The organism is Blastomonas sp. (assembly GCF_030373265.1).
Lineage (GTDB): Bacteria > Pseudomonadota > Alphaproteobacteria > Sphingomonadales > Sphingomonadaceae > Blastomonas.
Window position 1 is genome coordinate 170,249 of sequence record NZ_JAUCZC010000001.1, and the last position, 25,095, is coordinate 195,343.

A 25,095-nucleotide genomic window follows, 5' to 3' on the forward strand; every position below is an offset into this window, starting at 1 on the left:
AAACACGCGCATGAGCTGGACGAGCATCGCTGCCATTTATCTGCTGTTCTGGGTGATCACCGCGTTCGTGGTGATGCCCTTCGGCGTGCGGACTGCGGACGAGTTAGGGATCGAGAAGGTCCGCGGCCAGGCCGACAGCGCGCCCGCCAACTTCAGGCCCAAGCGCGTGATGCTGATCACCACCATCGTGTCGGCCGTCGTTTTCGGGCTGTTCTATGCTAATTACCTGAATGGCTGGATCGGCCCATCCGACGTCAACATCTTCGGCAGGCCACCGGGGGCAGACTGACGCTGTGTGGGGCCATCGGCGGGTCACACGAATAATATGAGACTTTGGCGCACTTTGCTGCTATAGCATGGTCATCGCGCGATCGATGATCCAAGCCAGCGCGCGACTGAGAGACTCGCGGCATCCATGCTCCACGCTCTTGCTTGCGCAGCAACAAGAGCAAACGCATGCCAGATATCAACCAGCTTTTTGACAATCTCCACGTTGCGCACATGCGCGCGTTGCATTCGCCCAGCGCGGATGAACGCGACATGCAGCGCAGCCTGGCGTGCGTCGAAGAGCAGCGCGTTCATGCGATCGCGTATCCACAGCCGGGCAGTTTCATGCCGGGCTGACGCCATTCGGACGCCGGGCTTGCCGCAAGGCTGGCCTCCAGCGTCCGCATCTTCGCGTGCAATGGCCGGGACCGGGCGTTGCACAGGTCGAAATCGAACTTCCGGTCCCGACTAAGCAGGGGGAACTGTCCGCAATTATGTGCGGCCCCGTGCAATCTACTCGTAAGGAAATGACTATGCCTATTGGCACCGTAAAGTTTTTCAACGCCGACAAGGGCTATGGTTTCATTCAGCCCGATGATGGCGGCAACGACGCGTTCGTTCACATCAGCGCCGTTGAAGCATCGGGCATGCGTACGCTCGATCGCGACCAGCGCGTGAACTTTGAGCTCGAGCAGGATCGCCGCGGCAAGATGGCGGCTGTCCGTCTTTCGGCTGCTGCCTGATTCTCAGGTGCTAGGGTGCGGGGTGGCGATTGCGCCGCTCCGCAGCCTGACCGATACCTCCAGAATGACCCAAAGATTTACGAGGGTTTAACATCTGCCGCCTAGCGTCGCTCCTGGTACAAAAGGGGCTGCAACATGCTGGACAGACTGCTGCGAGATCACGTGCTGATCCGCGAAAAGGCGCAGGTGCTGCTGCATTTGCTCGATAGCGAGACAATGCCCTCGCGCGCCGTCCTGGCGGAGACGCGCTGGAATCTTGGCAGCCTCATCATGCAGCATCTGGCGTATGAAGATCGCCATCTCTACGCAAAACTCCTGCACGACAGCCGAGCCGATGTCCGCGAAACCGGGCGCCAGTTCCACAGCGATCTTGCCACGCTTTTCGCTGCTTATGCCAGCAATGCCCAGCATTGGACGCCCGACCGCATCGCACAGGACTGGGATGGCTTTCGCGCCGATGCCCGCAGGATGACCCTGGCGATGTTTGCCAGAATCGATCTGGAAGAAGCCGAGCTGTATCCGCTCGCAGCCGGTGCGGCGATCGACCTGAAGACCAATTTCGCTCCGACCACCAACTGGACGCGTGAGGCATTTGCGATCAAGGACGCCATCATTCAGGGCGCCCACAAGCCCATTGTCTGACGGCATAAGTTGCAGCGCGCGATAAGGTTTTAACTGGCGCGGTAATCGTCTAAGCGCTTGCGCCATGTCCGAGACGAATCCCGATATTTTGCCCGCAGGTCTTGCCGATCTGCTCCCCCCGCGCGCCGAACAGGCAGCGCGGCTTACCCGCAGCGCGATGGATGTGCTGTCGGGCCATGGCTATGATCGCGTCTCGCCGCCGCTGGTGGAATATGAACGCTCGCTCGCTTCGCGGATGCAGGGTACCGGGCGGCAGCATCTTTTCCGTATGGTCGATCCCTCGTCGATGCGCACGCTCGCCATCCGCTCGGACATCACGGTTCAGGTCGGTCGCGTTGCAACAACCCTGATGGCGTCGGCGCCGCGCCCTTTGAGGCTCAGCTATGCCGGCCAGGTGCTGCGCATCGCTTCCGACCAGCTGAATCCCGAGCGCGAGCGTTTGCAGATCGGTGCAGAACTCATCGGTCACGACAATATCGCCGCAGCGCAGGAGGTGGTTCGGATCGCCATCGAGGCTCTGGCTCAGGCCGGGGTGACCGGCATCACGGTCGATCTGACGTTGCCCGATCTGGTCGATACCCTCGCATCCACCGCCTTTCCGATGCCCGCCGGCCAGATTTCCGCGGTGCGCCGCGAGCTCGACATGAAGGATGCAGGCGGTCTGACCGCCTTGGGTGCGGATGCCTATCTGCCGTTGCTGTATGCCATGGGACCATTCGAGGCAGCGATCGCTTCGCTGGCGGCGATCGATGCCGGCGGCGCGCTCTCCAGCCGGATCGCGGCATTGCGCCAGATCGTTGCCGCGCTGCCCGATGATGTCACCGTGACGCTGGATCCGACCGAGCGGCACGGCTTTGAGTACCAGAGCTGGTTCGGCTTTTCGCTGTATGCCGATGGCTGCGCCGGCGCGCTCGGCCGCGGTGGCACCTATGCCATTCCCGACGGCAAGGGTGGCGAGGAGGTTGCGACCGGCTTTTCGCTCTACCCGGACGCCTTGCTCGACATCGCGTTGACCGATGATCAGATTTCCGTCGGCAAGTTGTTCCTGCCCCTGGGGCACGATCAGGCGGTGGCCGCGAGGCTGCGGGCAATTGGCTGGCGGACGCTCGCTGCGATCACCGAAGCCGACGATGCCGCCGCGCTAGGCTGCACCCACCGGCTCGAAAACACTGAAACGGTACTGATCTGAGGGTGTCTCGTTCAGAAGGCCGCCAGAAACGCTGTCACGGCCCTGGTATGGGCGTTGTCCTCTGCGCCCAGATTGCGGTTGATCGTCATGTGGTTCTCGCCCTCGACCGACCGCACATCCGCCCGCGATCCGGCGGCGCGCAAGGCTGCCCCGAGCGCGTTGGATTGGACAGCGGCATCCTTGCGATTTGCGACATGCATGATCAGCCATTGACCGGCATTGGGCGCCGCGCTGTGCGTTATCGGTGACAGCCGCGCCTGGCGCGCAGGGGCGGTCCCGAACGCGGGGGTATATAGCTGCTTGGCGATCAGCGGCTGGTCCTGCATCTGCCGCGCCACGTCATAGGCTGCCCCATCGAGCAGGATAACGCCTTTGATACGCGCCATATCGGCTTTCAGATAATCCGGGTCGGTAGCGACGAGCGCAGCAAGGTGCGCGCCCGCGCTATGGCCCATGATCACGATGCGGTCCGGATCGATCCCCAGCGCGCGCGATTCGGCCACAAGCTTTCGCAAGGCCGCCGCGACGTCTTCGGCCTGTTGCTCGACGGGCACCTCAGGCAGCAACCGGTATCCCGCCGAGGCAAAGGCCCAGCCTTTGCGCATGAAGAAATCGGGCTTGCCCTGCACCATGCTGCGGTTGCCATTGCGCCAGCCTCCGCCATGAATGTAGACGATCAGGGGATACCCTGCGGTTGGTCGGTCCTGTTCAGGCAGATAGATATCGACCGCCTGCCTTGGGTCGTTGCCATAGGGGACGGTGGTTGCTTGGACATCGGTGGCAGGTGCTCCCGGCCCGGCCCCACGGCGATTGGCGATCGCCTGCACGAATTGCATCTTGCAGCCTTCGGACAGCGCGTCGGCGCGGTCCTGCAGGCACGCGCGGATCCCTGATCGCTGGATTCCGCACAGCCTGACGACCTCGCGGCGGCATTCACGATCCACCCGCCGTTCGCGGCCGCTGGCCTGTGTTGCCAGCACCGGTGCGATCAGTCCTGCTGTCACGATCAGCCCCAACAGCTTCCATCGCATGGCCACGCTCCTGCAATCGCTCTGTGATTGTGCCCAGGATGCCTTGGCAGAAGCGGGCGCGTCCATTCTCGAAGTGCATTAATTTGTATCAAGTTTTGCCCTTACGCACTGGACGCCGCCCCGCGCCGTCACTAGGACGAGCGCGTTTTGCGCGCCGCTGATCGGTGCGTCCATCTTTCAAAAAGGTTGATGTCGTGGCCAATGTTACGGTGATCGGCGCCCAGTGGGGCGATGAAGGCAAGGGCAAGATCGTCGATTGGCTCGCCGAGCGCGCCGATGCGGTGATCCGCTTTCAGGGTGGACACAATGCCGGTCACACCCTCGTGATCGGCGAGAAGGTGTTCAAGCTTTCGTTGCTCCCCTCGGGCATCGTGCGCGGCACCTTCAGCGTCATCGGCAATGGCGTGGTGCTCGATCCCTGGGCACTGCGCGACGAAGTCGCCAAGCTGCGCGGGCAGGGGGTCGAGATCACCCCTGACAACCTCGCCGTCGCGGATAACTGCCCGCTGATCCTGCCTTTTCACCGCGATCTCGACGCGCTGCGCGAGGATGCCAGCGGACAGGGCAAGATCGGCACCACGCGCCGCGGCATCGGCCCTGCTTATGAGGACAAGGTTGGCAGGCGCGCGATCCGCGTGTGCGATCTGGCGCATCTCGATGCGCTCGATCCGCAGCTCGACCGCTTGTGCGCGCACCACGATGCGCTGCGCGCCGGGTTCGGCGAGCCACCGATCGATCGTGCGGCCCTGCTCGCCGAACTCGCCGAGATCGCGCCGTTCGTGCTCGAATTTGCGCAGCCGGTCTGGAAGCGCCTCGGTGAAATCCGCCGTGCCGGTGCCCGGATGCTGTTCGAAGGCGCGCAGGGCGTGCTGCTCGATGTAGATCACGGCACCTATCCCTTCGTCACCTCGTCGAACACCGTCACCGGCACCGCCTCGGGCGGCAGCGGCCTCGGCCCGCAGGCGAGCGGCTTCGTGCTCGGCATCGTCAAGGCCTACACCACCCGCGTCGGCTCCGGCCCGTTCCCGACCGAACTGCAGGACGAGGTCGGCCAGCGGCTCGGCGAACGCGGACATGAGTTCGGCACCGTCACCGGGCGCCAGCGTCGCTGCGGCTGGTTCGATGCGACGCTCGTGCGTCAGGCGTGTGCGGTGGCGGGTGTGACCGGCATCGCGCTGACCAAGCTCGATGTGCTCGATGGCTTCGCCAAGCTCAAGATCTGCACCGGATATCGGCTCAACGGCAAGGTGCTCGATTATTTCCCCGCGCATGCGGGCGATCAGGCCGCAGTTCAGCCGATTTACGAGGAAATGGACGGCTGGCACGAATCGACCGCGGGCGCGCGGAGCTGGGTTGACCTGCCCGCGCAGGCAATCAAGTATATCAAGCGGGTGGAAGAGCTGATCCAGTGCCCGGTGGCGCTGGTATCGACGTCACCGGAACGCGAGGACACGATCCTGGTGCGCGATCCGTTCGCGGACTGACGATCGGCATGAAGGGGGGATTTCATGTCCGAAGACACGAGAACGCCCTTTGGTGACCAACCGTCCCAGGCGCCAGGTTCCTATCGAATAGCAGCGGACAATCCGCACACCGCCTTTCTGGTAGAGGCAACCGGCTGGCCGTCGGACGGCATCGTGCCGGCGGCCAGCGCCGCCGCCGCGGCGGCCCATATCCATGCCTTTGACTGGCGACGGGCGGCGCCCGCGCGCGATGTCCTGGACGCTCTGCCAGGCGATGCTGCGATCCTTGCGCTTGTCAGCCTCGAGACGATCGATGTGGTCGACGTGCTGCTCCACGGGCGCAACGCGGCCTGTGTGTTCGGTGACGCGCCCGTACTGATCGCCATTGCGCTGTCCGATCTCGACGCGGTGCTTGGTACCGGCCGCGCGTTCGATCCCAACCGGGCCGAGAGGGCACGCCTGCAGGCGCTGGCGCTGGAACTGGCCCGGCTGGCCGAGCAACTGGGTGCGATCACCACGGGCGAGGATGATGCTCCCGATACGCTCGCCGACCGCAGCCTTGCCTATCGCGCCGAGGTGGGAGGTGATCGCAGCCCTTCGATCCCGCCCAATCCCCAGCGAATCCGTCACCTGATCAGCATCCGGCGATTGCGCGAGCGCTTCTTCAGCTCGGACCTGTTTGCCGATCCTGCCTGGGATATCCTGCTCGATCTCGCAGCCTCGCGGCTGGAGCATCGCTCTGTCTCGGTCTCCAGCCTGTGCATTGCGGCTGCCGTCCCGCCAACCACCGCCCTGCGCTGGATCCGGCTGATGACCGAGCAGCAATTGCTTGAACGCCGGGCTGATCCTGTCGATGCCCGCCGCATGTTTGTCGACCTGTCCGACAGCGCCTTTGATCAATTGTGCGGCTGGTTTGCACTGGTCGATGAGCGCGGCGGGCTGGGCGGTTGAGCAGCATGCGACGTTGGTTTGGCGCGATGGCTTGTTAGTATCAGCGCTTGCGCCTAATTTGGCGGCATGACCAGCCCGTTCACCGAACTGAACGACCGCGCGCGCGACGTTTTTCGCATCGTCGTCGAAAGCTATCTCGATACCGGGATGCCCGTCGGCTCGCGGACGATCTCCAAGTCGTCCACCGTCAGCCTTTCCCCTGCGTCGATCCGCAACGTGATGCAGGATCTCGAGGAACTGGGGCTGCTCGCCGCGCCGCATACCAGCGCCGGGCGGATGCCGACCGAACAAGGGTTGAGGCTGTTCGTCGATGGTATGATGCAGGTCGCCGAACCCTCGATCGAGGAGCGCGCCGCGATCGAGAAACAGCTCAACAACGCAGGTCCCATCGAGGCGGCGCTGGCGGCGACGACGCAGGCGCTGTCGGGCCTGTCGGCGTGTGCCGGCATCGTCATGGTGCCCCGGCGCGAGCCGGTGCTGCGGCAGATGAGCTTCGTGCGATTGTCCGACACTCAGGTGCTCGCGGTGCTGGTCGGCAATGACGGCAGCATCGAGAACCGCGTGCTGGAGATGAGCAAGCGGGTCACCGAAAGCATGCTGGTGCAGGCGGGCAATTTCATCACGGCGCGGCTGTCCGGACGCAGCCTGCCGCACGCCCTGCTGGCGCTTGAGGCGGAGATCAACAGTGAGAAAGATGCGCTTGACCAGGCCAGTTCCGATCTCGTCCGGCGAGGTCTGGCCTTGTGGTCGCGGGACGGGGCGGACCGCCCTGTGCTGATCGTGCGCGGCCAGGCCAATCTGCTCGACAACGATGCGGTTGCGGATCTTGAGCGGGTGCGGCGGCTGCTCGACGAGCTTGAAGCGATGCAGGACATTGCCCATCTACTCGACAGCGCACGCGAAGCGGCGTCAGCCCGGATCTTCATCGGCGCTGAAAACAAATTGTTTTCGCTTTCCGGGTCATCCGTGATAGCGGCGCCGTATCGCGACGGCGAGGGGCGCGTCGTCGGCGTGGTCGGGGTCATCGGCCCCACCCGCCTCAATTATGCGCGGATTGTACCCATGGTGGACTTTACCGCGCAAAGCCTAACCAGATTGATGAAATGAGCAGGACAGACGTGATTCAGGACGACAAAGTGACGCAGGACAACCCGACCAACAATGCCGAGCCCACCCGGCCGCTCGACCCTGATGCCGCCGCCGAGCTCGAGGGCGTGCCTGAGAGCCTGAAGCAGCAAGGCGACGACCAGTCGGCGCTCGAAGACCGCATCGCGGCGCTGGAAGCGCAGCTGGCAGAAGCCAAGCAGGACGTGCTTTACGCGCGCGCTGACACCCAGAATGTGCGCCGCCGTCTCGAAAAGGATGCGCAGGATGCGCGCGCGTACGCCGCGACCGGCTTTGCCCGCGACATCCTTTCGGTGTCGGACAACCTCACCCGTGCATTGCAGCTGATCCCCGAGGATCTGCGCGAGGACGAGAAGTGGAAGGGGTTGGTTGTCGGGCTTGAAGCCACCGGGCGCGAGCTCGACAATGTGTTTTCCAAGCACAGCATTTCGCGGATCGCTGCGATCGGCCTGCCGCTCGATCCCAACCAGCATCAGGCGATGATCGAATTGCCCAGCGAAGACGCAGAACCCGGCACCGTGGTGCAGGAACTGCAGGCGGGCTATATGATCAAGGACCGCCTGCTGCGCCCTGCGCTGGTGGCGGTTGCCAAGAAGCCCGACTGATTTCGTCGTCATTCCCGCGAACGCGGGGTGACGGTGTGATGGGCTGACCGGCTATACCGGAAACGGCAGTATCTGCCGGTAGGTATGCAGCGGCGGTGCGCCTGGCACCCCGCTGCCCTGCCGGATCAGGAAAGCATGGCGAACCAGCTCCGCCTGCTGCTCGAGCCCGTATTTCTTGAACGGCTGCCCGGGCTTGATCGCATAATCATAGCGGCAGAACGGATGGCGCCGCAGGGGCAGGAAAATGCCCTGCTGGTACTGCCAGACATGCACCATCTCGTGGATGAAAAGCCCCTGACGGCTCATGCTTGCGCAACTGAAATCGTCGCAATAGGCGCTGCCGCCGGGGTGAAAATGGATATGCCCCGTCGGCGCCATGACGGTTTTGCGCGGCTGGAAAAAAATCCATTTCTTCAGGCGGATGCGAACAGTGTCATACGCGATCGCGTCCCCGAATACCGACCGCGCAAGCGCAACCTCCGCAGCTTCCAGCGGCCTGTCGATAGGCTCTCGGCCCATTAATGGCTCATGCCGCCTGCATGGTCACCGCTGGTCTCGCCCGCCGGCTCGATCGCCCGGATCGCAGCGGTTGCTGCAATCTTGTCGCCATTGGCAAATGTGAATATGAACTCGGCGTTGCCACGGTTGCGCGCGCCCTGATCGACCCCCCAGACCATCACGTGCTTGCCGCCGGGCTCGAATTCGACCTTGCCGCGGGCGGGAACAGCCGCCGCGCGCAGCGGGCGCATCATCGACATGCCATTTTCCTCGACCGTTTCGTGCATCTCAAGCCGCAGGATCGATGCCGAACTCACCGACCGCAATTCCGTATCCTTCGGCCCGCCGCGCACCGTGAAATAAAGGACCGAAGGGCTGCCCTCTACCGGCGACAGCTGGATATAGGCCTTTTCGACGAGCAGCTGTGCAGGCGGCTGGCAACCTGCCAGCAGCGCCAGGGCGAGTCCGGCGACAACCAGATAAAGCATTCGAAACATGATGCGCGGGTCCTCCTGTTGGCTGTGCCGTAATCGGCCAGCCCCTGCTTGGGCATGATGTAGATACTGCCACGCCTTGTGCCAAGCGAAAGCAACCCTATATCCGCCGACGGGGACGGAATCGCCGGATGCTTGGGGGCATACCGACGGTACGTAATCTTTCATCTGCATAACGAAAGTCACGTGGGAAAAGCACTATGGCAAAAGTAATTGGTATCGACCTTGGCACCACCAACAGCTGCGTGTCCGTCATGGACGGCGACAAGCCCAAGGTTATCGAAAATTCCGAGGGCGCGCGGACCACGCCGTCGATCGTCGCATTCACCAAGGACGGTGAGCGGCTGGTCGGCCAGCCGGCCAAGCGCCAGGCGGTCACAAATCCTGAGAACACCGTGTTCGCGGTCAAGCGCCTCATCGGTCGTCGGTTCGACGATCCGCTGACCAAGAAGGACATGGAACTCGTTCCCTATAACATCGTCAAGGGCGGCAACGGCGATGCCTGGGTACAGGCCGGCGGCAAGGACTATTCGCCTTCGGAAATCAGCGCGTTCACGCTGCAGAAGATGAAGGAAACCGCCGAGAGCTATCTGGGCGAGACCGTCACGCAGGCCGTCATCACGGTTCCGGCCTACTTCAATGACGCCCAGCGTCAGGCGACCAAGGATGCGGGCCGCATCGCTGGCCTGGAAGTGCTGCGCATCATCAACGAGCCGACTGCGGCCGCGCTGGCCTATGGCCTCGACAAGAACGACGGCAAGACCATTGCGGTCTATGACCTTGGCGGCGGTACCTTCGACATCTCGGTGCTCGAAATCGGCGACGGCGTGTTCGAGGTGAAGGCCACCAACGGCGATACGTTCCTGGGCGGCGAGGATTTCGACTCCAAGCTGGTCGAGTTCCTGGCGGAAGATTTCAAGAAGGCCGAAGGCATCGACCTTACCAAGGACAAGCTTGCGCTGCAGCGTCTGAAGGAAGCTTCGGAAAAGGCCAAGATCGAGCTGTCTTCGGCACAGACCACCGAGGTCAACCTGCCGTTCATCACGGCCGACCAGAACGGTCCCAAGCATCTGGTCAAGATGATCAGCCGTTCGGATCTGGAAAAGCTGGTTGCCGATCTGATCAAGCGCACGCTCGATCCTTGCAAGAAGGCACTCGAAGATGCGGGCCTCAAGGCGTCCGACATCGACGATGTCGTGCTCGTCGGCGGCATGACCCGCATGCCGCGCGTGCGCGAAGTGGTGAAGGAATTCTTCGGCAAGGAGCCGCACACCGGCGTCAACCCCGATGAAGTCGTCGCCATGGGTGCCGCGATCCAGGCAGGCGTGCTGCAGGGCGACGTCAAGGACGTGCTGCTGCTCGACGTCACCCCGCTGAGCCTCGGCATCGAGACGCTGGGCGGCGTGTTCACCCGCATGATCGATCGCAACACCACGATCCCTACCAAGAAGTCGCAGACCTATTCGACCGCTGACGACAACCAGCAGGCCGTGACGATCCGCGTCTTCCAGGGCGAGCGTGAAATGGCGGCGGACAACAAGATGCTCGGCCAGTTCGATCTGGTCGGCATCCCCGCAGCCCCGCGCGGCGTGCCGCAGATCGAGGTCACCTTCGACATCGACGCCAACGGCATCGTCAATGTGTCGGCCAAGGACAAGGGCACCGGCAAGGAGCAGCAGATCCGTATCCAGGCATCGGGCGGTCTGTCCGACGCCGATATCGATCAGATGGTCAAGGATGCCGAGCGTTTCGCCGAGGAAGACAAGAAGCGCCGTGAGGCCGCCGAGGCGAAGAACAACGCCGAGAGCCTGTTGCACAGCACCGAAAAGCAGCTCGAGGAGCATGGCGACAAGGTCGATGCCTCGGTGAAGGGTGAGATCGAAACCGCCCTGGCCGAGCTGCGCACCGCGATCGAAGGCGGTGAGCCCGAGGCGATGAAGACCAAGACCGAAGCGCTGGCGCAGGCTGCGATGAAGCTGGGCCAGGCGATCTACGAGAAGGAGCAGGCGTCAGCTGCCTCTCCGGCGGCCGATGCGGCCCCGGCTGAAGACAATGTCGTCGACGCCGAGTTCTCGGAAGTTGACGGCGACGCGAAAAACTGATTGCCGGATTGATGACCGACAGTCCGGCCGGGCGGGAAGAGCTGGCAGGGTGGCATTGGCCACCTTGCCCGTGATCCCGCCCGGTCGCTGCATGAAGAATCGCGACCGATGACTATGGCCACTACCACCGATTATTACGAGCTGCTCGGCGTCTCGCGCACCGCAGACGATGGCACGCTCAAGTCCGCCTATCGCAAGCTGGCGATGCAATGGCACCCGGATCGCAATCCGGGCGATGCCCATGCCGAGGCGCATTTCAAGGCGATCAGCCAAGCCTATGACTGTCTCAAGGACCCGCAGAAGCGCGCCGCCTATGACCGTTATGGGCACGAGGCGTATGAAAGCGGCATGTCCGGCGGCGGCGGTCGCGGCGGACCCGAAGGCTTTTCCGACCTTGGCGATATCTTCGATACCATCTTCGGTGGCGGCTTCGGCGGCGCCGGCGGCAGGCGGGGACCCGCGCGCGGCGCGGACCTTCGCTATGACATGGAGATATCGCTCGAGGAGGCCTATCACGGCAAGGCCAGCGAAATCACGATCGACGTCGCGGCGACCTGCGAGACCTGCGATGGGGCAGGCGCGGAGCCCGGCACCAAGGTGCGCACCTGCAATCTGTGTGGCGGTAGCGGCAAGATGCGCGCCCAGCAGGGCTTTTTCGTCGTCGAGCGGACCTGTCCCAATTGCCATGGCTCGGGCCAGGTAATCGAAAATCCGTGCCGTGCTTGCCGCGGCGAGGGCCGGGTCGACAAACAGCAGACGCTTTCGGTGGATATTCCGCCGGGCGTGGACAATGGCACCCGGATCCGTTTGTCTGGCAAGGGTGAGGCTGGCCCCAAGGGGTCGCCACCCGGTGATCTGTATATCTTCATCCATGTTGCGCGGCATCGCATTTTCGAGCGTGACGGCACCACCCTGATCACCCGTTGCCCGATCAGCATCACCACGGCCGCTTTGGGCGGCGAGCTGGAAATCCCGGGGCTCGACGGCAAGCGCCACCGCATCACGATTCCTGCGGGCATCCAGTCGGGCAAGCAATTGCGCCAGCGCGGTGCGGGCATGCCCGTGCTGCAGGGCAGGGGGACCGGCGACATGGTGATCCAGATCGATGTCGAGACGCCCACCCGGCTCTCGGCGCGCCAGAAGGAACTGTTGCGCGAGTTCCAGGAAACCGAGACGGGGCAAGAGAGCCCGGAAAGCACCGGCTTCTTCGCAAAGCTGAAGGAAATGTGGGACGGGATCGGCGAGTAAACCCCGGCTGACCTGCGCTATTCGGGCGGGGTCAGCGCGGGAACGTTTCTCGCTGCGTCTTCGGGCGATATGCCCGGCGGCGGCGCGGCAGCGATAGTTTCCTGCCGCCGCATGACCCGGCCCGCGCGCTTGATGGCGGCGCGGACACGCGGATACGTGCCGCAGCGGCACAGGTTGCGGATGGCATCATCGATCTCGGCATCGCTGGGCTCGCTGTTCTTGCGCAGCAGCACGCTGGCGGCAATGATTATCCCCGGCGTGCAGAACCCGCATTGCACCGCCTGTTCGGCAACAAACGCCTGCTGCACCGGATGGGTGCGGTCACGGCTCAGCGCCTCGATCGTGGTGACATAGCGCCCCTCGACCTCGGCGATGCTGACCAGGCACGAGCGGATCGCTTCGCCATCGACCACCACCATGCACGCGCCGCAATCGCCGTTACCGCAGCCATATTTGGTTCCGGTCAGGTTCGAGGCATCGCGAAGCGCCCACAGCAGCGGAGTTTCGGGATCAAGCCGATACTGGACCGGGCGATCGTTGACGGTGAACTTGGTCATGGGATCAGCGCATAACCGGGGGCTGCGGGCCTGTCACCCGCAGACCTGCGTGGCCATGCATCCATACCAAATCAATCGCGCCAGCTGGGGTCGATCTTGTCGACCTTGCGCACCATGGCGGCAAAATCGGGCACGCCCGCGCCCATCGGCAGTTGCACCTGGCTGAGGTCACGCTGGTGGACGTCGATGACATCCTGCGACACCAGCAGCGGCTTGCCCATCGACATCGTCGCCAGCTGGATCTCGCAGGCGCGCTGCAGCGCCCAATAGGTGATGAACGCCTCGGGCAGGGTGCGGCCCATGACCACGGGGCCATGGTTCTTGAGCATCAGGATGCGCTTGCCGGTCACCGCTTCGACCAGACGGTCGCCTTCCTCGGCGCGCACGGTGACGCCCTCGAAATCATGATAGGCGATATTGCCGATGAAATTGCAGGCGTAAAAATTGGTCGGCTGCAGCCCGCCTTCGACCGAGCACACCGCCATGGTGGCGGTGGTGTGCGTGTGGATGATGCAGTGCATCTCGGGAATGCGCTTGTGGAACACGCTGTGCTGGGTGAACCCTGCCTTGTTGACGGGGTAGGGCGACCCATCGAGCTTTTCGCCTTCGGAGTTGATCTTGACCAGATTGGACGCGCACACTTCGCTGAAGTGGAGGCCATAAGGGTTGATCAGGAACGCGTCTTCCTCGCCCGGCACCTTCAACGTGATGTGGTTGTAGATCATTTCCGACCAACCCATCATGTCGAATACGCGGTAACACGACGCCAGGAGCTTGCGCGCCTCGTGCTCTTCGGTGGACATCTGGTTGCTGGGCTTCAAGGCGGTGGCCATCACGCTCTCCTGTCATTATCTTTGGTGGCTATGTGCAACCTGTATCGCATGACAAGCAACGCCGATGCAATCCGGCAGTTGTTCGGTCCGCATGTTGGCGGCGTGACCGTCGCCGATACGAATCTGCCGGCGTTCGACGCGATCTATCCCGATTATGATGCGCCAGTGATCATCGGGGACGGCGAGGCGGCCAAGCTCGGCATGATGCGCTGGGGATGGCCGCCGTTTGGCGAGGTGAAGCGGCCGATCACCAATGTGCGCAACTTGCAGTCGCCTATGTGGCGCAACGCGCTGGCTAATCCGCAGCGCAGGTGCCTGGTTCCGGTCACTGCGTTCTGCGAGTATGGCGCGCAGCCGGACCGGGTCACGAAACGCAAGCCGCAGCACTGGTTTGCGCTTCGATCCGGCGAGCCCTTTGCTTTTGCAGGGATATGGCGCCCCACTGATGCGGGCGCGCGCTTTGCCTTCCTGACCTGCGAGCCGAACCGCATGGTGGGCGCAATTCACCCCAAGGCGATGCCGGTGATGCTGACGGGCGAGAGCCTCGGCACATGGCTCAACGCCGCATGGCAGCAGGCGCAAGATTTGGTGCGTCCTTTCGACGACGCGTTGATGTGCGAACTCCAACCCGACCCGACAACCGGTGCACCCGTGCCACAACCCGGACTGTTCGGCTGATTATCCGCGAAATCCCTTGAAAACGCCGTCATGCACTGGTAACGGCCTGCTCGTGACCGACAGTCTTTTGACTGGCGTGCCCTTGACTATTGGTTGTTTATTAGCCTTTACCTTATGGCTTCGGCATCCGTTTTCCGCGCCCCATGGCGTGGCGCGAGCGGGTTGCTGGCCGGCAAAGAATATGGAGCTGACGTAAGTTTATGCAGATTCTCGTACGCGATAACAATGTTGACCAGGCGCTGCGGGCGCTCAAGAAGAAGCTGCAGCGCGAAGGTGTGTATCGCGAAATGAAGCTGCGTCGGCATTACGAGAAGCCCTCGGAAAAGCGCGCACGCGAAAAGGCTGCTGCGGTTCGCCGTGCACGCAAGCTTGAGCGCAAGCGCATGGAACGTGACGGCGCCAAGTAGGCCCGTTACAGCATCACGAGATTGGCGGAGCCGGTTTACCGATTCGCCGCAACAGCCCCGGGTTGCCACTCCCGGCCTTTGAACAGGCCAGGAAATGCCCCGGGGTTCGTGGTACGATAACCGGAGGCTGCCATGTCCGTTACACACGTTCCCATCCCGCCGATCGCCAAAGGCTCGCTCACCAAATTGTGGCTGGGCGTCGCTGTAGCCGTGCTGGTCGCCGGTGGCGCCGCCTGGGCTGGACTGCAGGGCGTTCCGCAGTCTGCAGCCGGCTTCATGGCCAGCAATGCCGATGAGCCGGGCGTGGTGACAACCGAGAGCGGGCTGCAGATCAAGGAAATCACCAAGGGGACCGGTCCTTCGCCGACCGACGCCGACGTGACGTTGATCAATTACGAGGGCACCCTGGTCGACGGTACGCCGTTCGACGCCAACGAGCGCGTCCCGATGCCGGTGGCCGGTTCCATTCCCGGCTTTTCCGAAGCCCTGAAGCGGATGCAGCGCGGCGGCAAGTACCAGCTGTGGATCCCGCCCGAGCTTGGCTATGGGCCTGAGGAAAAGACCAATCCCCAGACGGGTGAGGTGGTCATTCCCGCCAACAGCCTGCTGGTGTTCAATGTCGAGCTGGTCGAATTCATTCCCGAAGTGCAGTTGCGCGCGATGCAGCAGCAGCTTCAGGGTCAGGCAGGACCGGGCGGTCCGCCTCCCGGGGTTCCGGGCATGCCGGGCAACTGACATCCAGATATAAAAAGGCCGGTGTTTTCACCGGCCTTTTTTGTGTTTGCATGCGGTAGAGGCGGTTGATCGGGCTGCTCAGCAGCCTTCGGGTCTGACGACCTCGAACTTTTCCACCAGATCGCGAAAGAACTGCGGCACAGGTGCCGGCCTGCGTTCGCGCATATCGAGGTGGACGTAGCTGATCGTGACAACGTTGAGCAGTTCGTCATCGCGAAACATGGCGCATTGGCTGGTCATGCTGGAATTGCCGAAGCGCACCATCCTGACCGCCAGATCGATCAGATCGTCGGCCAAAGCGCTCGCCCTGAAATCGACCGAAGCATACCGGACCATCATGTCGTGGTCCGGGCCGAACAGATTGAAGCCGCCGGTCTCCGGCAAGCCGCTGGCCTTGCGCAATTCGCGAAAATATTCGGTGATGCCGACATCGGCAAACATCAGATAGTTCGCGTTGAAGACGATATTCTGCATATCGACCTCGTGATAATGCACCCGTTTGGGTGCGATGGCGCGGAACATGGCGCGGTTGGGCGCGTCCGTCATAGTCTCATTCCCCTGTCTTATGCGTTTGCCCGGCTGACTGGCGCAAAAAAAGGGGGGCGTAAAGCCCCCCTATATCCCTGTTTTCAACCGGTTACGTTTCTCGTGCCGTACCGGCTGTGACCAAGCCCGGTCAACTGTGAGATGGATCAGAACTTGAAGCGGACCGATCCACCATATGTGCGTGGCTGGTTGGGGTAGCCCGAAACGCTGCCCGCCTGAGCAACCGAATCGAACACCGTGGTGATGTACTGCGCATCGAGCAGATTACGGGCCCACAGGCTGACCGCCAGACCGTTGGTCAGCTCCAGCGTGGTCGATGCGTTGACCAGGTTCACCTCGCGGCGGAACTGGCGAGCACCAGCCTGCTGGTTGCCCGGACCAAAGGCGTTCAGGCCCTCGATGATCTGGACGTCGCTTTCGTACGCATAGTCGCCACGGACCGACCAGGTCATGCCGCTTGCGAACTCGTGGGTGTAGCTGCCGCCCATCGAGGCCGACAGGGCCGGGATGCCAGCCGGGGTGGTGCCGCTGAGATCGCCGAACGCCGAGTTGACGAAGCTGTCATAGGTCGGATCGAGATAGGTCATCGCCACGAAGATGTTTACGCCGGGTGCTGGCTGAACCGTGCCGTCGAACTCGATGCCGAAGGTGGACTGCTCACCCGCATTAGCCAGCGCAAAGCCGGTGCCGGTGAAGATGTTGCTCTGGAAGCCCTTGATCGACTGCTGGAAGACAGCAAGGTTGAAGGCAACCAGCGGCCACTGCGCCTTGAGGCCGGCTTCATAGACTTCCGAGTTTTCCGGGCCGGCAAAACGCGAACCGGTGGTCAGGTTGGGCAGTGCCAGGCCGGCATCGCGGATCGGCGAGGCAGCCGGGTTGTTGACCGGCGAACCGGGGATGAAGTCGGCCGCCGAGGGACGCGAATCGCGGCCCAGGTTGAACGAGCTCGCCTTGAAGCCAGTTGCGTAGGTCAGGTAGACATTGACGTTATCCGTGACTTCGTAGTTCGCGCGGATCGTATAGGCGAAATCGTCGTCCTTCGTGCGACCATCTTCCACCGCATTGGGGAAGTTGAGGTAGGGCGGCAGGAACTGCAGCGAACGCAAGCCAAGCAGCTGATTGACCGCAGGGTTCAGGTTGTTGGCCCGTGCGAATGCGGCAGATCCAGCCTGAATCTGGCCGAAGATCGCCGGTTGTGCAGCCGCGAATGCTCCGATCTGGGCAGCGTTGGCAAGGCCCGGAAGGCCGAGCGCCTGTCCGACCGACGTGGCGATACCCTGCTGGGTGATCAGCGTGTTGCCGATTGCAACGAAGTCCAGTGCCGAGAACGGATCGGTGCTGACCGCGTTCGAGGCGACCCGCTTCTTGTCCTTGGTGTAGTTGAAGCCGAAGGTCAGCGTCAGGCGATCGACAGGCTTGAAATCGACCTGACCGAAGAACGAGTAGCTGTCGTTCTTGTAGTCATACGAATCGAACAGGCCCTGGCCCTGGCGGAAGAAGGTGCCCTGCGGAACGCCAAGCTGCCCTTCGATGAGCGGAGCGCTGAATGCGCCGCCCGATGCTGCGCCGATCAGGGTGCTGGCATAGGTGCGGAAATCGCCGCCGAACGCCAGCGCGTTGTCGACATTGATCTTCTCGTTGAAATAGAAACCGCCGAGCAGGAAGTTGAGCGGGCCATCGAAATCGGAGGCGATGCGAACTTCCTGGGTGAAGGTCTTGATCGCGGTGTCGGCCGAGTTTTCGCCGATCAGGTCAGCGCTGGTGAAATCCGAATCCTGGTCGGTGAACGAACGCACTTCGCGATAGGCGGTGATGCCGGTCAGCGAGACCGCGCCGAGGCTGTAATCGGCCTGGAGCGAACCACCGTAGTTCTCGATCTTGTTGATCGAGGGGAAGTTGTTGCGCACCTGGTACGAGAACGGCGATTCCGGCTCGATCGGGCGAGGGTCGCCGCTGGCGAGTTGGAGGGCGCCGAAAATGCCCGGCACCGAACGGATGTTGGCGGCGATGCAGCAATTCTCGTCGATCTTGTCATAGTCGCCGATCAACCGGACGCTGAGATCCGAATTGGGCTCCCAGAGCAACTGGCCGCGAACGCCCCAACGATCACGATCGTTGAACCTGGTGCCCAGGTTCAGGTCGCGGGCGTAGCCATCGCGCTTGTTGATGTTGCCGGCGATGCTGAAAGCCAGCGTTTCGCTGATCGGGCCGGTGATGTCGGCCTTGAGGATGCGGGCGTTGAAATTGCCATAGGTCGCTTCGACCGAACCGCCGAACTCGAACTGCGGACGCTCGGTAACGATGCTGATGATGCCGGCCGATGCGTTCTTGCCGAACAGGGTCGACTGCGGACCGCGCAGCACTTCGACGCGCTGGATGTTGGGCAGATCGCCGATCTGCGCTGCCGAGCGCGAGCGATACACGCCGTCGATGAACACGCCGACCGAGGGCTCGATGCCCGGGTTGTTGGCGCCGTTGCCGAAGCCGCGAATGATGAAGTTGGTGTTGGCCGAGCTCTGCAGCTGCGAAACACGAAGCGAAGGCACCAGGGTCTGCAGATCGATAAGGTCGCGGACCTGTGCGTCTTCGATGTCTTCACCGCTGGTCACCGAAACGGCGATCGGGGTTTCCTGCAGCGTGGTTTCACGCTTCGAGGCGGTAACGATGATGACGTTGCTGTTGATGTTGTCGGCGTCCTGCTCGGCATCCTGTGCCAGCGCGGTGCCCGGCATTGCGAGCGTGCCGAGAGCAGCGCCGGAAAGCAGAATCGTTCTCAGGCGGGTGTCGGTGAATTTCATGGGTTTGTACTCCCCTAGGGTGACTGACAAAACGGCCCGATTGCTCCGGGCGCTGTTTGGGTTGGCACCGTCCTTATGTCTGGTGCGCCTAAGCCACAATTAAAAAGCGTAGGAAATGAACGCGATTGCGTGCTTCGCGTGATAAAATTGCAACGAAATAACGCTATGCTGCGCCGACAATTGCATCCCAAGCAATTGTGCGTCGCAGCATTCCGTTAACGTCAACGTATAGCGATGAGAATCGGCGACTTAGCCGATGGGCGCGCAGGCTCGCTCAAGCCACTCGAGTGCATCCCCCGCCACTTGCGGCGCAACGATATCCCACACCTTGGCGTGATAGCGGTTCAACCACTCTCGTTCGTGCGTGCTGAGCAGGTCGGGCTCGATCGCATTGCGATCGATCGGCGCGAAGGTCAGCGTCTCGAAGCCCAGCATCGGTTGCTCGGCACCGGGGATGTCGATCTCCTCGACCAGCACCAGATTTTCGATCCGGATGCCGAACTCGCCGGCCTTGTAATAGCCTGGCTCGTTCGAACAGATCATGCCGGGGCGCAGGGGCTCGCTCATGCCGCCAAAGGCCGCGATGCGCTGCGGACCCTCGTGCACCGACAGGAAGCTACCTACTCCGTGGCCGGTGCCATGCGCGTAATCGACGCCTTCGGCCCACAGATACTGGCGTGCGAGCACATCGAGCTGGCCACCGGTGGTGCCGTGCGGAAAACGGATCGTGGCAAGCGCGATATGACCCTTGAGCACCTGGGTGAAGCGGCGCTTCATCTCTGCCGTCGGCGTGCCGATGGCGATGGTGCGGGTGATGTCGGTGGTTCCATCGAGATACTGGCCGCCCGAATCCACCAGATACAGGCTGTCCATCACGATCGGCAGGTTGGTCTCTTCGCTCACCCGGTAGTGGCAGATTGCGCCGTTCGACGATGCGCCCGAAATCGTGTCGAACGAGGTGTCGACCAGCAGGCCGGTCTGCTCGCGGAAGGTCAGCAATTTGGCAGCAGCGGACAATTCGGTTTCGCCGCCTGCGGGACCGGCGATCGACAACCAGTGCAGGAATTGGCTGACCGCTGCGCCGTCTCGCGACTGCGCGGCGCGCTGGCCCGAAATCTCGGTTGCGTTCTTGGTCGCGCGCGGCAGAACGCTGGGATCGCGCCTGGCGACGATTTTCGCGCCCGCGCCTTCGAGCCGCGAGAAGATCGCCGCCACTGCGCGCTCGGGGTCTACCGCGACGGACTTTCCGGCCAGGGCATCCAGCCCTGCCTCGAACGCCGCATAATCGTGCAGCGCAACCTGGTTGCCCAGATGTGCCCGCAAATCATCGCTGACCTTTTCGGGCGCGACATACAGGTCGGCGGTGCCATCCTTGCGGACGACGCCATAAGACAGTGCAACCGGCGTATGGCTGATGTCGGCACCGCGAACGTTGAACACCCAGGCGACCGAATCCAGCGCGGTGATCACCGCTGCATCCAGCCCTTCCTCGCCCAACCAGCGTGCAATGTCTGTGCGCTTGTCCGCAGAATCGCGGCCCGCATATTCGGTCGGATGCGGATTCATCGTTGCGGTCGGACGCTCGGGCTGGTCGTGCCAGACGGCATCGACCGGATTGCTGCCGACCTCGACCAATTCTGCGCCGCGCTTGGCCAGTCTGGCGGTGGCCTGCTTCACCCAGTCGCGGGTGTGCAGCCAGGCATCATAGCCGATCCGCCCGCCCTCGGGCGCGTTCTGGCCCAGCCAGTCGGCAACGCTTTGCTGCGCGGTACCGACATAATCGTAAAGCCGTCCGTCGACCTGATCCCGCACCTGAATAGTATAGCGTCCGTCGATGAAGATCGCGGCCTTGTCGGCGAGCACCACGGCGGTTCCTGCCGATCCGCCAAAGCCGGTCAGCCATTCTAGCCGCTGGGCATATCCGCCGATATACTCGCTCATGTGTTCGTCACAGATCGGCACGACAAAACCGTGCAGTCCTTGACGCTTCAGTTCTTTGCGCAGCTCGGCCAGACGGGCTTCATGGGTGGACATCAGCATAAGGCGGCAGCAACTCCTTGCAAAAGCGGTAAGGCAGCAAGATAGAGATATTCCGCGTCCGGCGCCACCCCGTCGCAGCTGGTACCGCAACCGAAAGCTGTCATCATGCCGATCTGCCCATCGCTGCGATCCGCCATCGCCCTTGCATCGCTCGGAGCTGCCCTGGCGATGTCGCCCACTGTTCACGCCAACGAAAGTTCATCCATGTCGCAAGCCACCACGCCGCCGATTGCCCCGCAAAAGCCACACAGCTTCGAACGCCATGGCGTGACCCTCCAGGATCCCTGGCATTGGCTGCGCGATCCGGGCTATCCCAAGGTCGAGGATGCTGAAATCCTGACCTATCTGAAGGCGGAGAACAGCTGGTTCGAGGCGCAGATGAAGCCCCAAGAACCCCTGATCGAGACGTTGTTCCAGGAAATGAAGGGCCGGATCAAGGAAGATGACGCTTCCGTTCCCCAGAAGGACGGCGATTGGCTGTACTGGGTCGAGTACGAGCAGGGCGCGCAATACAAGAAATGGTATCGCAAGCCTGTGGCCGGCGGCGACAAGGTGCTGCTCCTCGATGAGACCGAGCTGGCCAAGGACGCCGAATACTTCCGGCTTGGCGCGTTTTCGGTGAGCCCCGACGGCAATCTGCTCGCTTATGCGGTGGATGATGACGGGTCCGAACGGTTCGATGCGCGGATCAAGGATCTGACCACCGGGGAGATCCTGCCCGATGTCATTCCCGGCACCTTGTCCTCGCTGATCTGGCGCGCCGATTCCGGTGCGCTGCTCTATGGCCTCGCCAACGACAACTGGCGCACCGACAATGCGCGGCTGCACGTGCTGGGCACCCCGGTCGAGAGCGATGTCGAGCTCTACAAGGAAGCCGATGAAGGGTTCCGCGTCGATATCGGCACGACCTCGTCGGAAAAATACATCGTCATCGCCACAGGGGATAACGAGACCAGCGAGATCCGCCTGGTGCCTGCCGACAATCCGCAGGCCGAGCCGATCCTGATCCGGCCACGGCAGAAGGGCGTCGAATATGCGGTCGAAGAGCGCGACGGGACGCTGTTCATCCATGCCAATGATGAGCACATCAACTTCCGTCTGGCGACCGCGACCATTGCCAGCCCAGCCGAGTGGACGACGCTTATCGCGGGGTCGGACGAATTCTACATGACCGACGTGACCGCCTTCAAGGACTTCTATGTCGTCGAGGGCCGCCGGGCAGGGCTCGATCAGATCGAGATCCGTGATTATGCCGACCCGTCGAAGGTGACACCGATCACATTCCCCGAGGCAAGCTATTCCGCGTCGCTCGGCGACAATCCCGAATTCGACATGACGGTGTTGCGGCTGGCCTATGAATCGATGGTTACCCCCGACACGGTCTATGACTATGACGTCGCCAGCGCGAAGCTGACGGTGCTCAAGGTGCAGGAAGTGCCGTCGGGCTATAATGCGGCTGATTATGTGACCGAACGGGTGATGATCGCCGCGCGCGACGGGACGCAGGTCCCGGTGTCGGTGATCTACCGCAAGGGCTTCAAGCAGGACGGCAGCGCGCCGCTGCATCTTTATGCCTATGGTGCCTATGGCTATTCGATCCCGCCCAATTTTTCGGTTACCCGGCTGAGCATGGTCGATCGCGGCTTTGCCTATGCGATCGCGCACATCCGCGGCGGCGACGATCTCGGGCGGCAATGGTATCTCGATGGCAAGCTGGCCAAGCGGACGAACACGTTCAACGACTTCGTTGATGTCGCCAAGGGGCTGATCGAGCGCGGCTACACCTCGAAAGGCAGAGTGACCGCCAGCGGCGGGTCCGCCGGTGGCGAGTTGATGGGAGCGATCGTCAATTCCGATCCCGAGCTGTGGGGCGCGGTGGTGGCGCATGTGCCATTTGTCGATGTGCTCGCCACCATGCTCGACGGATCGCTGCCGCTCACTCCTGGCGAGTGGCCCGAATGGGGCAACCCGATCACCGACAAGGCCGCTTTCGATCTGATCCGGTCGTACAGCCCCTACGACAATGTCGGCGCGCATGCTTATCCGCCGATGCTGGTCACGGCGGGGCTCAACGACCCGCGGGTGACCTATTGGGAACCGGCCAAATGGGTTGCCAAATTGCGCGTGACCAAGACCGACGACAACATACTGCTGCTCAAGACCAATATGGGCGCCGGGCATGGCGGAAAGTCGGGCCGGTTCGATTCGCTCAAGGAAACCGCCGAGGAATTCGCCTTCCTGCTGTGGCAGATGGACATGACCGGCAAGTGACCGCCAGCGGGGGCTAGGTCCGCGGGCAATGGGGCAGGGCAGTGCTTATCCGCTGCACGGCCCCAGCTGCTCGAGAACGTAGTTATAGTCGCGCCGCGCCAGATCATTGTCGGCAGGCGTATCGGATACCAGCGCCCGCGCAGGGATCTGAGCGGGAAGCGAACACGCCAGACGATACCACAACAGGGTACCGGGACGCGGCGGCGCGGCTGCCTCGTCGACGATTTCGGTCAGCGACACGGCCCATCGGGGCGCAAGGCCGGGGCGACGCAGCACGCTGATCGACACCGGCTCGCCATTGGCGGTGGCGAGGAATATCTGGGTTTCACCTTCGCCTTGAAGATTGCCGCGCACATGCAGCGCCTCGCGGATGCCGCGAATGACAGGGGGGGCATCGGGCGTGACCAACTCGGTGACGATCGCGCGCACCTGTTGATCGGCGGCCGGGCTCCATGCGATCTGCGCATTCTTTGAGATCAATTGGACCTCGCCAGGCCGCGCGCCGGGGCGTGCAAACAGAAGGAATTGTGCCTTTCTGAGCTTGGGCACCCGTCCGCGCGCGTCCCGTGGAACGTCCACAAGGTAGCGAATCGATTCGGAAACGCCCGCTTTTCCGCGGATGAGATTCATAACCTCGGCCTCTACAAACAACCGCGCCATGTTGGGGGGAACGTCGGGCGCGCGGTCAGCTTCCACGGTGATGGTGCGTGAAACCTCCACCTTCAGCACCAGCGGCGCTGTGTCCGCCAGCCTGGCAATCGCCACGTATTCTGAATCCTCAGCCACCGGCAAAGCTTGCGCATACAAGGGAATTGCGGGGAAAATGGCGCCTGCGAGAGCGGTCGCGACGGCAAGACTGGTCAGGGCGCGGGGCATGGATCATTCTCCTAGCAAAGCTGGGTGGAGTGGTGGCTTTCGGAGCTCAAAGGTTAATTCAAACTGAATCCATTTAAGCGATTGCCTGCTGATAAGTTGCGCGTTAAATCCTCATTCGGGCAAGAGAAAAACAAACCAGAGGCTGAAATGCGTCGGAACCGCGGAGCAACCATACAGGTTGCAATCCGCAATCCATGCGTTTGAAGCACCAGCCGCGGTCATCGGCTGGTTTGTCCGGGTGTCGCAGATTGCAAGATAGGCGCTATCCGGGGGACAGGTTTAATAAGGGTAAGGAGCGTCGTTTCTGAATGGCCTATGCTGATCAACAGGCAAGCGGAAACAAGATAGTTTCCCTCGTTGTCGTAGCGGTGATCCACATTGTGGTGATCTATGCCTTGGTAACGGGACTTGCATATAGCGCGGTCAAAACGGTCGCGGAAAAGCTGAACGTCGTCGACGTTCAAGAAGAGGTTGTGGAGGAAACACCTCCACCACCGCCGCCGCCCGACCAGCCGATAACTCCACCGCCGGTCGTCACGCCTCCGCCTATCGTGCGGACGCCGCCAACCACGGCACCGACCATCACCACAACCAACACTCCGCCGCCGGTGTTTATCCCGCAGCCTATCGCTGCACCGCCGCCGGCTCCGCCTGCTCCGCCTCCGGCGCCTTCGAAGGCATCGGGTGCATCGCCACGCGGCAATCCGGGCAGTTGGGCCACGCCAAACGATTATCCGGCGCGTGCGCTCCGTGAGGAACGCACCGGTACCACCCGGTTCCGTGTGAACATCGGTCCCGACGGCCGTGTCACCGATTGTCAGATTACCGGATCGAGCGGCCATGCCGATCTTGACGAGGCAACCTGCAAGAACGTGACCCGCAGGGCCCGCTTCAAGCCTGCGCAGGACGCAGCAGGCAATGCGATTGGGGATACCTGGGCGAGTGCTGTTCGCTGGGAAATCCCGAGGTAATCTTTGGACTGGATGCCGCTGCGGC

The 25,095-nt window shown here is 62.5% G+C and carries 25 protein-coding genes; 15 read left to right on the forward strand and 10 right to left on the reverse strand.

Going from position 1 to position 25,095, the window contains the following annotated elements:
* Positions 1-10: 10 nt before the first annotated feature.
* Positions 11-289 (forward strand): DUF1467 family protein, encoded by a 279-nt coding sequence (locus tag QUV11_RS00780; RefSeq protein WP_300879987.1) that lies wholly within the window; start codon positions 11-13, stop codon positions 287-289.
* Between the two features lie 71 nt (positions 290-360).
* Here QUV11_RS00780 and QUV11_RS00785 read toward each other — a convergent pair whose 3' ends face one another.
* Entirely contained in the window at positions 361-582 is a 222-nt protein-coding gene (locus QUV11_RS00785; RefSeq protein WP_300879988.1) for a hypothetical protein, read from the reverse strand.
* Between the two features lie 218 nt (positions 583-800).
* Here QUV11_RS00785 and QUV11_RS00790 point away from each other — a divergent pair, with 218 nt between their 5' ends.
* The 3 genes from QUV11_RS00790 to QUV11_RS00800 all read left to right on the forward strand — a co-directional run bounded on the left by QUV11_RS00790 (position 801) and on the right by QUV11_RS00800 (position 2,841).
* On the forward strand, positions 801-1,010 hold the full coding sequence (locus QUV11_RS00790; protein WP_017671033.1) for a cold-shock protein: 210 nt from the start codon (positions 801-803) through the stop codon (positions 1,008-1,010).
* A gap of 135 nt (positions 1,011-1,145) precedes the next feature.
* Positions 1,146-1,652, forward strand: a complete 507-nt coding sequence (locus QUV11_RS00795) for a hemerythrin domain-containing protein (RefSeq protein WP_300879989.1) — start codon at positions 1,146-1,148, stop codon at positions 1,650-1,652.
* A 64-nt stretch (positions 1,653-1,716) separates the two neighbouring features.
* Positions 1,717-2,841: an ATP phosphoribosyltransferase regulatory subunit gene (locus tag QUV11_RS00800; protein ID WP_300879990.1), complete on the forward strand. Its 1,125-nt coding sequence runs from the start codon at positions 1,717-1,719 to the stop codon at positions 2,839-2,841.
* 11 nt (positions 2,842-2,852) lie between these two features.
* On the opposite strand, the gene QUV11_RS00805 is transcribed toward QUV11_RS00800, so the two are convergent.
* Positions 2,853-3,872: an alpha/beta hydrolase gene (locus QUV11_RS00805; protein WP_300879991.1), complete on the reverse strand. Its 1,020-nt coding sequence runs from the start codon at positions 3,870-3,872 to the stop codon at positions 2,853-2,855.
* A gap of 194 nt (positions 3,873-4,066) precedes the next feature.
* On the opposite strand from QUV11_RS00805, the gene QUV11_RS00810 reads away from it, so the two are divergent.
* The 4 genes from QUV11_RS00810 to grpE all read left to right on the forward strand — a co-directional run bounded on the left by QUV11_RS00810 (position 4,067) and on the right by grpE (position 8,016).
* The gene (locus QUV11_RS00810) at positions 4,067-5,356 is read left to right on the forward strand and encodes an adenylosuccinate synthase (RefSeq protein ID WP_054133000.1); all 1,290 of its coding nucleotides are present in this window, start codon (positions 4,067-4,069) and stop codon (positions 5,354-5,356) included.
* A 24-nt stretch (positions 5,357-5,380) separates the two neighbouring features.
* Entirely contained in the window at positions 5,381-6,286 is a 906-nt protein-coding gene (locus QUV11_RS00815) for a winged helix DNA-binding protein (RefSeq protein WP_300879992.1), read from the forward strand.
* A 66-nt stretch (positions 6,287-6,352) separates the two neighbouring features.
* Entirely contained in the window at positions 6,353-7,393 is a 1,041-nt protein-coding gene (hrcA, locus tag QUV11_RS00820) for a heat-inducible transcriptional repressor HrcA (RefSeq protein ID WP_300879993.1), read from the forward strand.
* Entirely contained in the window at positions 7,390-8,016 is a 627-nt protein-coding gene (gene grpE, locus QUV11_RS00825) for a nucleotide exchange factor GrpE (protein WP_300879994.1), read from the forward strand. The genes hrcA and grpE overlap by 4 nt, the downstream gene beginning before the upstream one ends.
* Before the next feature lie 51 nt (positions 8,017-8,067).
* On the opposite strand, the gene QUV11_RS00830 is transcribed toward grpE, so the two are convergent.
* Both QUV11_RS00830 and QUV11_RS00835 read right to left on the reverse strand, forming a co-directional pair.
* Positions 8,068-8,535, reverse strand: a complete 468-nt coding sequence (locus QUV11_RS00830) for a vgr related protein (RefSeq protein WP_300879995.1) — start codon at positions 8,533-8,535, stop codon at positions 8,068-8,070.
* Positions 8,535-9,011: a copper chaperone PCu(A)C gene (locus QUV11_RS00835; protein WP_300879996.1), complete on the reverse strand. Its 477-nt coding sequence runs from the start codon at positions 9,009-9,011 to the stop codon at positions 8,535-8,537. Before QUV11_RS00835 ends, QUV11_RS00830 begins: the two co-directional genes overlap by 1 nt.
* 197 nt (positions 9,012-9,208) lie before the next feature.
* Between QUV11_RS00835 and dnaK the strand changes: the two genes are divergently transcribed.
* Together dnaK and dnaJ are read left to right on the forward strand one after the other, a co-directional pair.
* Complete coding sequence (dnaK, locus tag QUV11_RS00840; RefSeq protein WP_300879997.1) at positions 9,209-11,110, forward strand: molecular chaperone DnaK; 1,902 nt, start codon at positions 9,209-9,211, stop codon at positions 11,108-11,110.
* 114 nt (positions 11,111-11,224) lie between these two features.
* A complete protein-coding gene (gene dnaJ, locus QUV11_RS00845) occupies positions 11,225-12,358 on the forward strand; it encodes a molecular chaperone DnaJ (protein WP_300880053.1) in 1,134 nt (377 codons plus the stop codon).
* Positions 12,359-12,375: 17 nt separating this feature from the next.
* Here the strand turns inward: dnaJ and QUV11_RS00850 are convergent, their stop codons facing one another.
* The gene (locus QUV11_RS00850) at positions 12,376-12,915 is read right to left on the reverse strand and encodes a (2Fe-2S)-binding protein (protein WP_300879998.1); all 540 of its coding nucleotides are present in this window, start codon (positions 12,913-12,915) and stop codon (positions 12,376-12,378) included.
* A gap of 71 nt (positions 12,916-12,986) precedes the next feature.
* A complete protein-coding gene (locus QUV11_RS00855; protein WP_300879999.1) occupies positions 12,987-13,748 on the reverse strand; it encodes a class II aldolase/adducin family protein in 762 nt (253 codons plus the stop codon).
* A gap of 30 nt (positions 13,749-13,778) precedes the next feature.
* Between QUV11_RS00855 and QUV11_RS00860 the strand changes: the two genes are divergently transcribed.
* The 3 genes from QUV11_RS00860 (at position 13,779) to QUV11_RS00870 (ending at position 15,568) form a co-directional block, all read left to right on the forward strand.
* A complete protein-coding gene (locus QUV11_RS00860; RefSeq protein WP_300880054.1) occupies positions 13,779-14,426 on the forward strand; it encodes an SOS response-associated peptidase in 648 nt (215 codons plus the stop codon).
* Between the two features lie 200 nt (positions 14,427-14,626).
* Positions 14,627-14,833, forward strand: a complete 207-nt coding sequence (rpsU, locus tag QUV11_RS00865) for a 30S ribosomal protein S21 (protein WP_007688176.1) — start codon at positions 14,627-14,629, stop codon at positions 14,831-14,833.
* 132 nt (positions 14,834-14,965) lie between these two features.
* Positions 14,966-15,568, forward strand: coding sequence for an FKBP-type peptidyl-prolyl cis-trans isomerase (locus QUV11_RS00870; protein ID WP_300880000.1), 603 nt, complete (start codon positions 14,966-14,968; stop codon positions 15,566-15,568).
* A gap of 78 nt (positions 15,569-15,646) precedes the next feature.
* Here the strand turns inward: QUV11_RS00870 and QUV11_RS00875 are convergent, their stop codons facing one another.
* The 3 genes from QUV11_RS00875 to QUV11_RS00885 form a co-directional block, all read right to left on the reverse strand.
* On the reverse strand, positions 15,647-16,114 hold the full coding sequence (locus tag QUV11_RS00875; RefSeq protein ID WP_300880001.1) for a thioesterase family protein: 468 nt from the start codon (positions 16,112-16,114) through the stop codon (positions 15,647-15,649).
* Positions 16,115-16,260: 146 nt separating this feature from the next.
* Positions 16,261-18,912: a TonB-dependent receptor gene (locus tag QUV11_RS00880; protein WP_300880002.1), complete on the reverse strand. Its 2,652-nt coding sequence runs from the start codon at positions 18,910-18,912 to the stop codon at positions 16,261-16,263.
* 249 nt (positions 18,913-19,161) lie between these two features.
* Entirely contained in the window at positions 19,162-20,946 is a 1,785-nt protein-coding gene (locus QUV11_RS00885) for an aminopeptidase P family protein (protein WP_300880055.1), read from the reverse strand.
* 210 nt (positions 20,947-21,156) lie between these two features.
* Between QUV11_RS00885 and QUV11_RS00890 the strand changes: the two genes are divergently transcribed.
* Positions 21,157-23,223 (forward strand): S9 family peptidase, encoded by a 2,067-nt coding sequence (locus tag QUV11_RS00890; protein ID WP_300880003.1) that lies wholly within the window; start codon positions 21,157-21,159, stop codon positions 23,221-23,223.
* Between the two features lie 45 nt (positions 23,224-23,268).
* Here the strand turns inward: QUV11_RS00890 and QUV11_RS00895 are convergent, their stop codons facing one another.
* Entirely contained in the window at positions 23,269-24,099 is an 831-nt protein-coding gene (locus QUV11_RS00895; protein ID WP_300880004.1) for a hypothetical protein, read from the reverse strand.
* 308 nt (positions 24,100-24,407) lie between these two features.
* Here QUV11_RS00895 and QUV11_RS00900 point away from each other — a divergent pair, with 308 nt between their 5' ends.
* Positions 24,408-25,070, forward strand: a complete 663-nt coding sequence (locus tag QUV11_RS00900) for an energy transducer TonB (protein WP_289618691.1) — start codon at positions 24,408-24,410, stop codon at positions 25,068-25,070.
* Positions 25,071-25,095 lie beyond the last annotated feature (25 nt).

What these genes read in the sequence shown, in the direction of transcription:
- QUV11_RS00895 (WP_300880004.1), bottom strand. Translation starts at nt 24,099, where the DNA reads ATGCCCCGCGCCCTGACCAGTCTTGCCGTCGCGACCGCTCTCGCAGGC.
- grpE (WP_300879994.1), top strand. Translation starts at nt 7,390, where the DNA reads ATGAGCAGGACAGACGTGATTCAGGACGACAAAGTGACGCAGGACAAC.
- QUV11_RS00890 (WP_300880003.1), top strand. Translation starts at nt 21,157, where the DNA reads ATGTCGCAAGCCACCACGCCGCCGATTGCCCCGCAAAAGCCACACAGC.
- QUV11_RS00835 (WP_300879996.1), bottom strand. Translation starts at nt 9,011, where the DNA reads ATGTTTCGAATGCTTTATCTGGTTGTCGCCGGACTCGCCCTGGCGCTG.
- QUV11_RS00885 (WP_300880055.1), bottom strand. Translation starts at nt 20,946, where the DNA reads ATGTCCACCCATGAAGCCCGTCTGGCCGAGCTGCGCAAAGAACTGAAG.
- QUV11_RS00830 (WP_300879995.1), bottom strand. Translation starts at nt 8,535, where the DNA reads ATGGGCCGAGAGCCTATCGACAGGCCGCTGGAAGCTGCGGAGGTTGCG.
- QUV11_RS00795 (WP_300879989.1), top strand. Translation starts at nt 1,146, where the DNA reads ATGCTGGACAGACTGCTGCGAGATCACGTGCTGATCCGCGAAAAGGCG.
- QUV11_RS00850 (WP_300879998.1), bottom strand. Translation starts at nt 12,915, where the DNA reads ATGACCAAGTTCACCGTCAACGATCGCCCGGTCCAGTATCGGCTTGAT.
- QUV11_RS00880 (WP_300880002.1), bottom strand. Translation starts at nt 18,912, where the DNA reads ATGAAATTCACCGACACCCGCCTGAGAACGATTCTGCTTTCCGGCGCT.
- QUV11_RS00785 (WP_300879988.1), bottom strand. Translation starts at nt 582, where the DNA reads ATGAACGCGCTGCTCTTCGACGCACGCCAGGCTGCGCTGCATGTCGCG.
- dnaK (WP_300879997.1), top strand. Translation starts at nt 9,209, where the DNA reads ATGGCAAAAGTAATTGGTATCGACCTTGGCACCACCAACAGCTGCGTG.
- dnaJ (WP_300880053.1), top strand. Translation starts at nt 11,225, where the DNA reads ATGGCCACTACCACCGATTATTACGAGCTGCTCGGCGTCTCGCGCACC.
- QUV11_RS00875 (WP_300880001.1), bottom strand. Translation starts at nt 16,114, where the DNA reads ATGACGGACGCGCCCAACCGCGCCATGTTCCGCGCCATCGCACCCAAA.
- QUV11_RS00800 (WP_300879990.1), top strand. Translation starts at nt 1,717, where the DNA reads ATGTCCGAGACGAATCCCGATATTTTGCCCGCAGGTCTTGCCGATCTG.
- QUV11_RS00860 (WP_300880054.1), top strand. Translation starts at nt 13,779, where the DNA reads ATGTGCAACCTGTATCGCATGACAAGCAACGCCGATGCAATCCGGCAG.
- QUV11_RS00790 (WP_017671033.1), top strand. Translation starts at nt 801, where the DNA reads ATGCCTATTGGCACCGTAAAGTTTTTCAACGCCGACAAGGGCTATGGT.
- QUV11_RS00805 (WP_300879991.1), bottom strand. Translation starts at nt 3,872, where the DNA reads ATGCGATGGAAGCTGTTGGGGCTGATCGTGACAGCAGGACTGATCGCA.
- QUV11_RS00870 (WP_300880000.1), top strand. Translation starts at nt 14,966, where the DNA reads ATGTCCGTTACACACGTTCCCATCCCGCCGATCGCCAAAGGCTCGCTC.
- QUV11_RS00780 (WP_300879987.1), top strand. Translation starts at nt 11, where the DNA reads ATGAGCTGGACGAGCATCGCTGCCATTTATCTGCTGTTCTGGGTGATC.
- QUV11_RS00900 (WP_289618691.1), top strand. Translation starts at nt 24,408, where the DNA reads ATGGCCTATGCTGATCAACAGGCAAGCGGAAACAAGATAGTTTCCCTC.
- hrcA (WP_300879993.1), top strand. Translation starts at nt 6,353, where the DNA reads ATGACCAGCCCGTTCACCGAACTGAACGACCGCGCGCGCGACGTTTTT.
- QUV11_RS00855 (WP_300879999.1), bottom strand. Translation starts at nt 13,748, where the DNA reads ATGGCCACCGCCTTGAAGCCCAGCAACCAGATGTCCACCGAAGAGCAC.
- QUV11_RS00815 (WP_300879992.1), top strand. Translation starts at nt 5,381, where the DNA reads ATGTCCGAAGACACGAGAACGCCCTTTGGTGACCAACCGTCCCAGGCG.
- rpsU (WP_007688176.1), top strand. Translation starts at nt 14,627, where the DNA reads ATGCAGATTCTCGTACGCGATAACAATGTTGACCAGGCGCTGCGGGCG.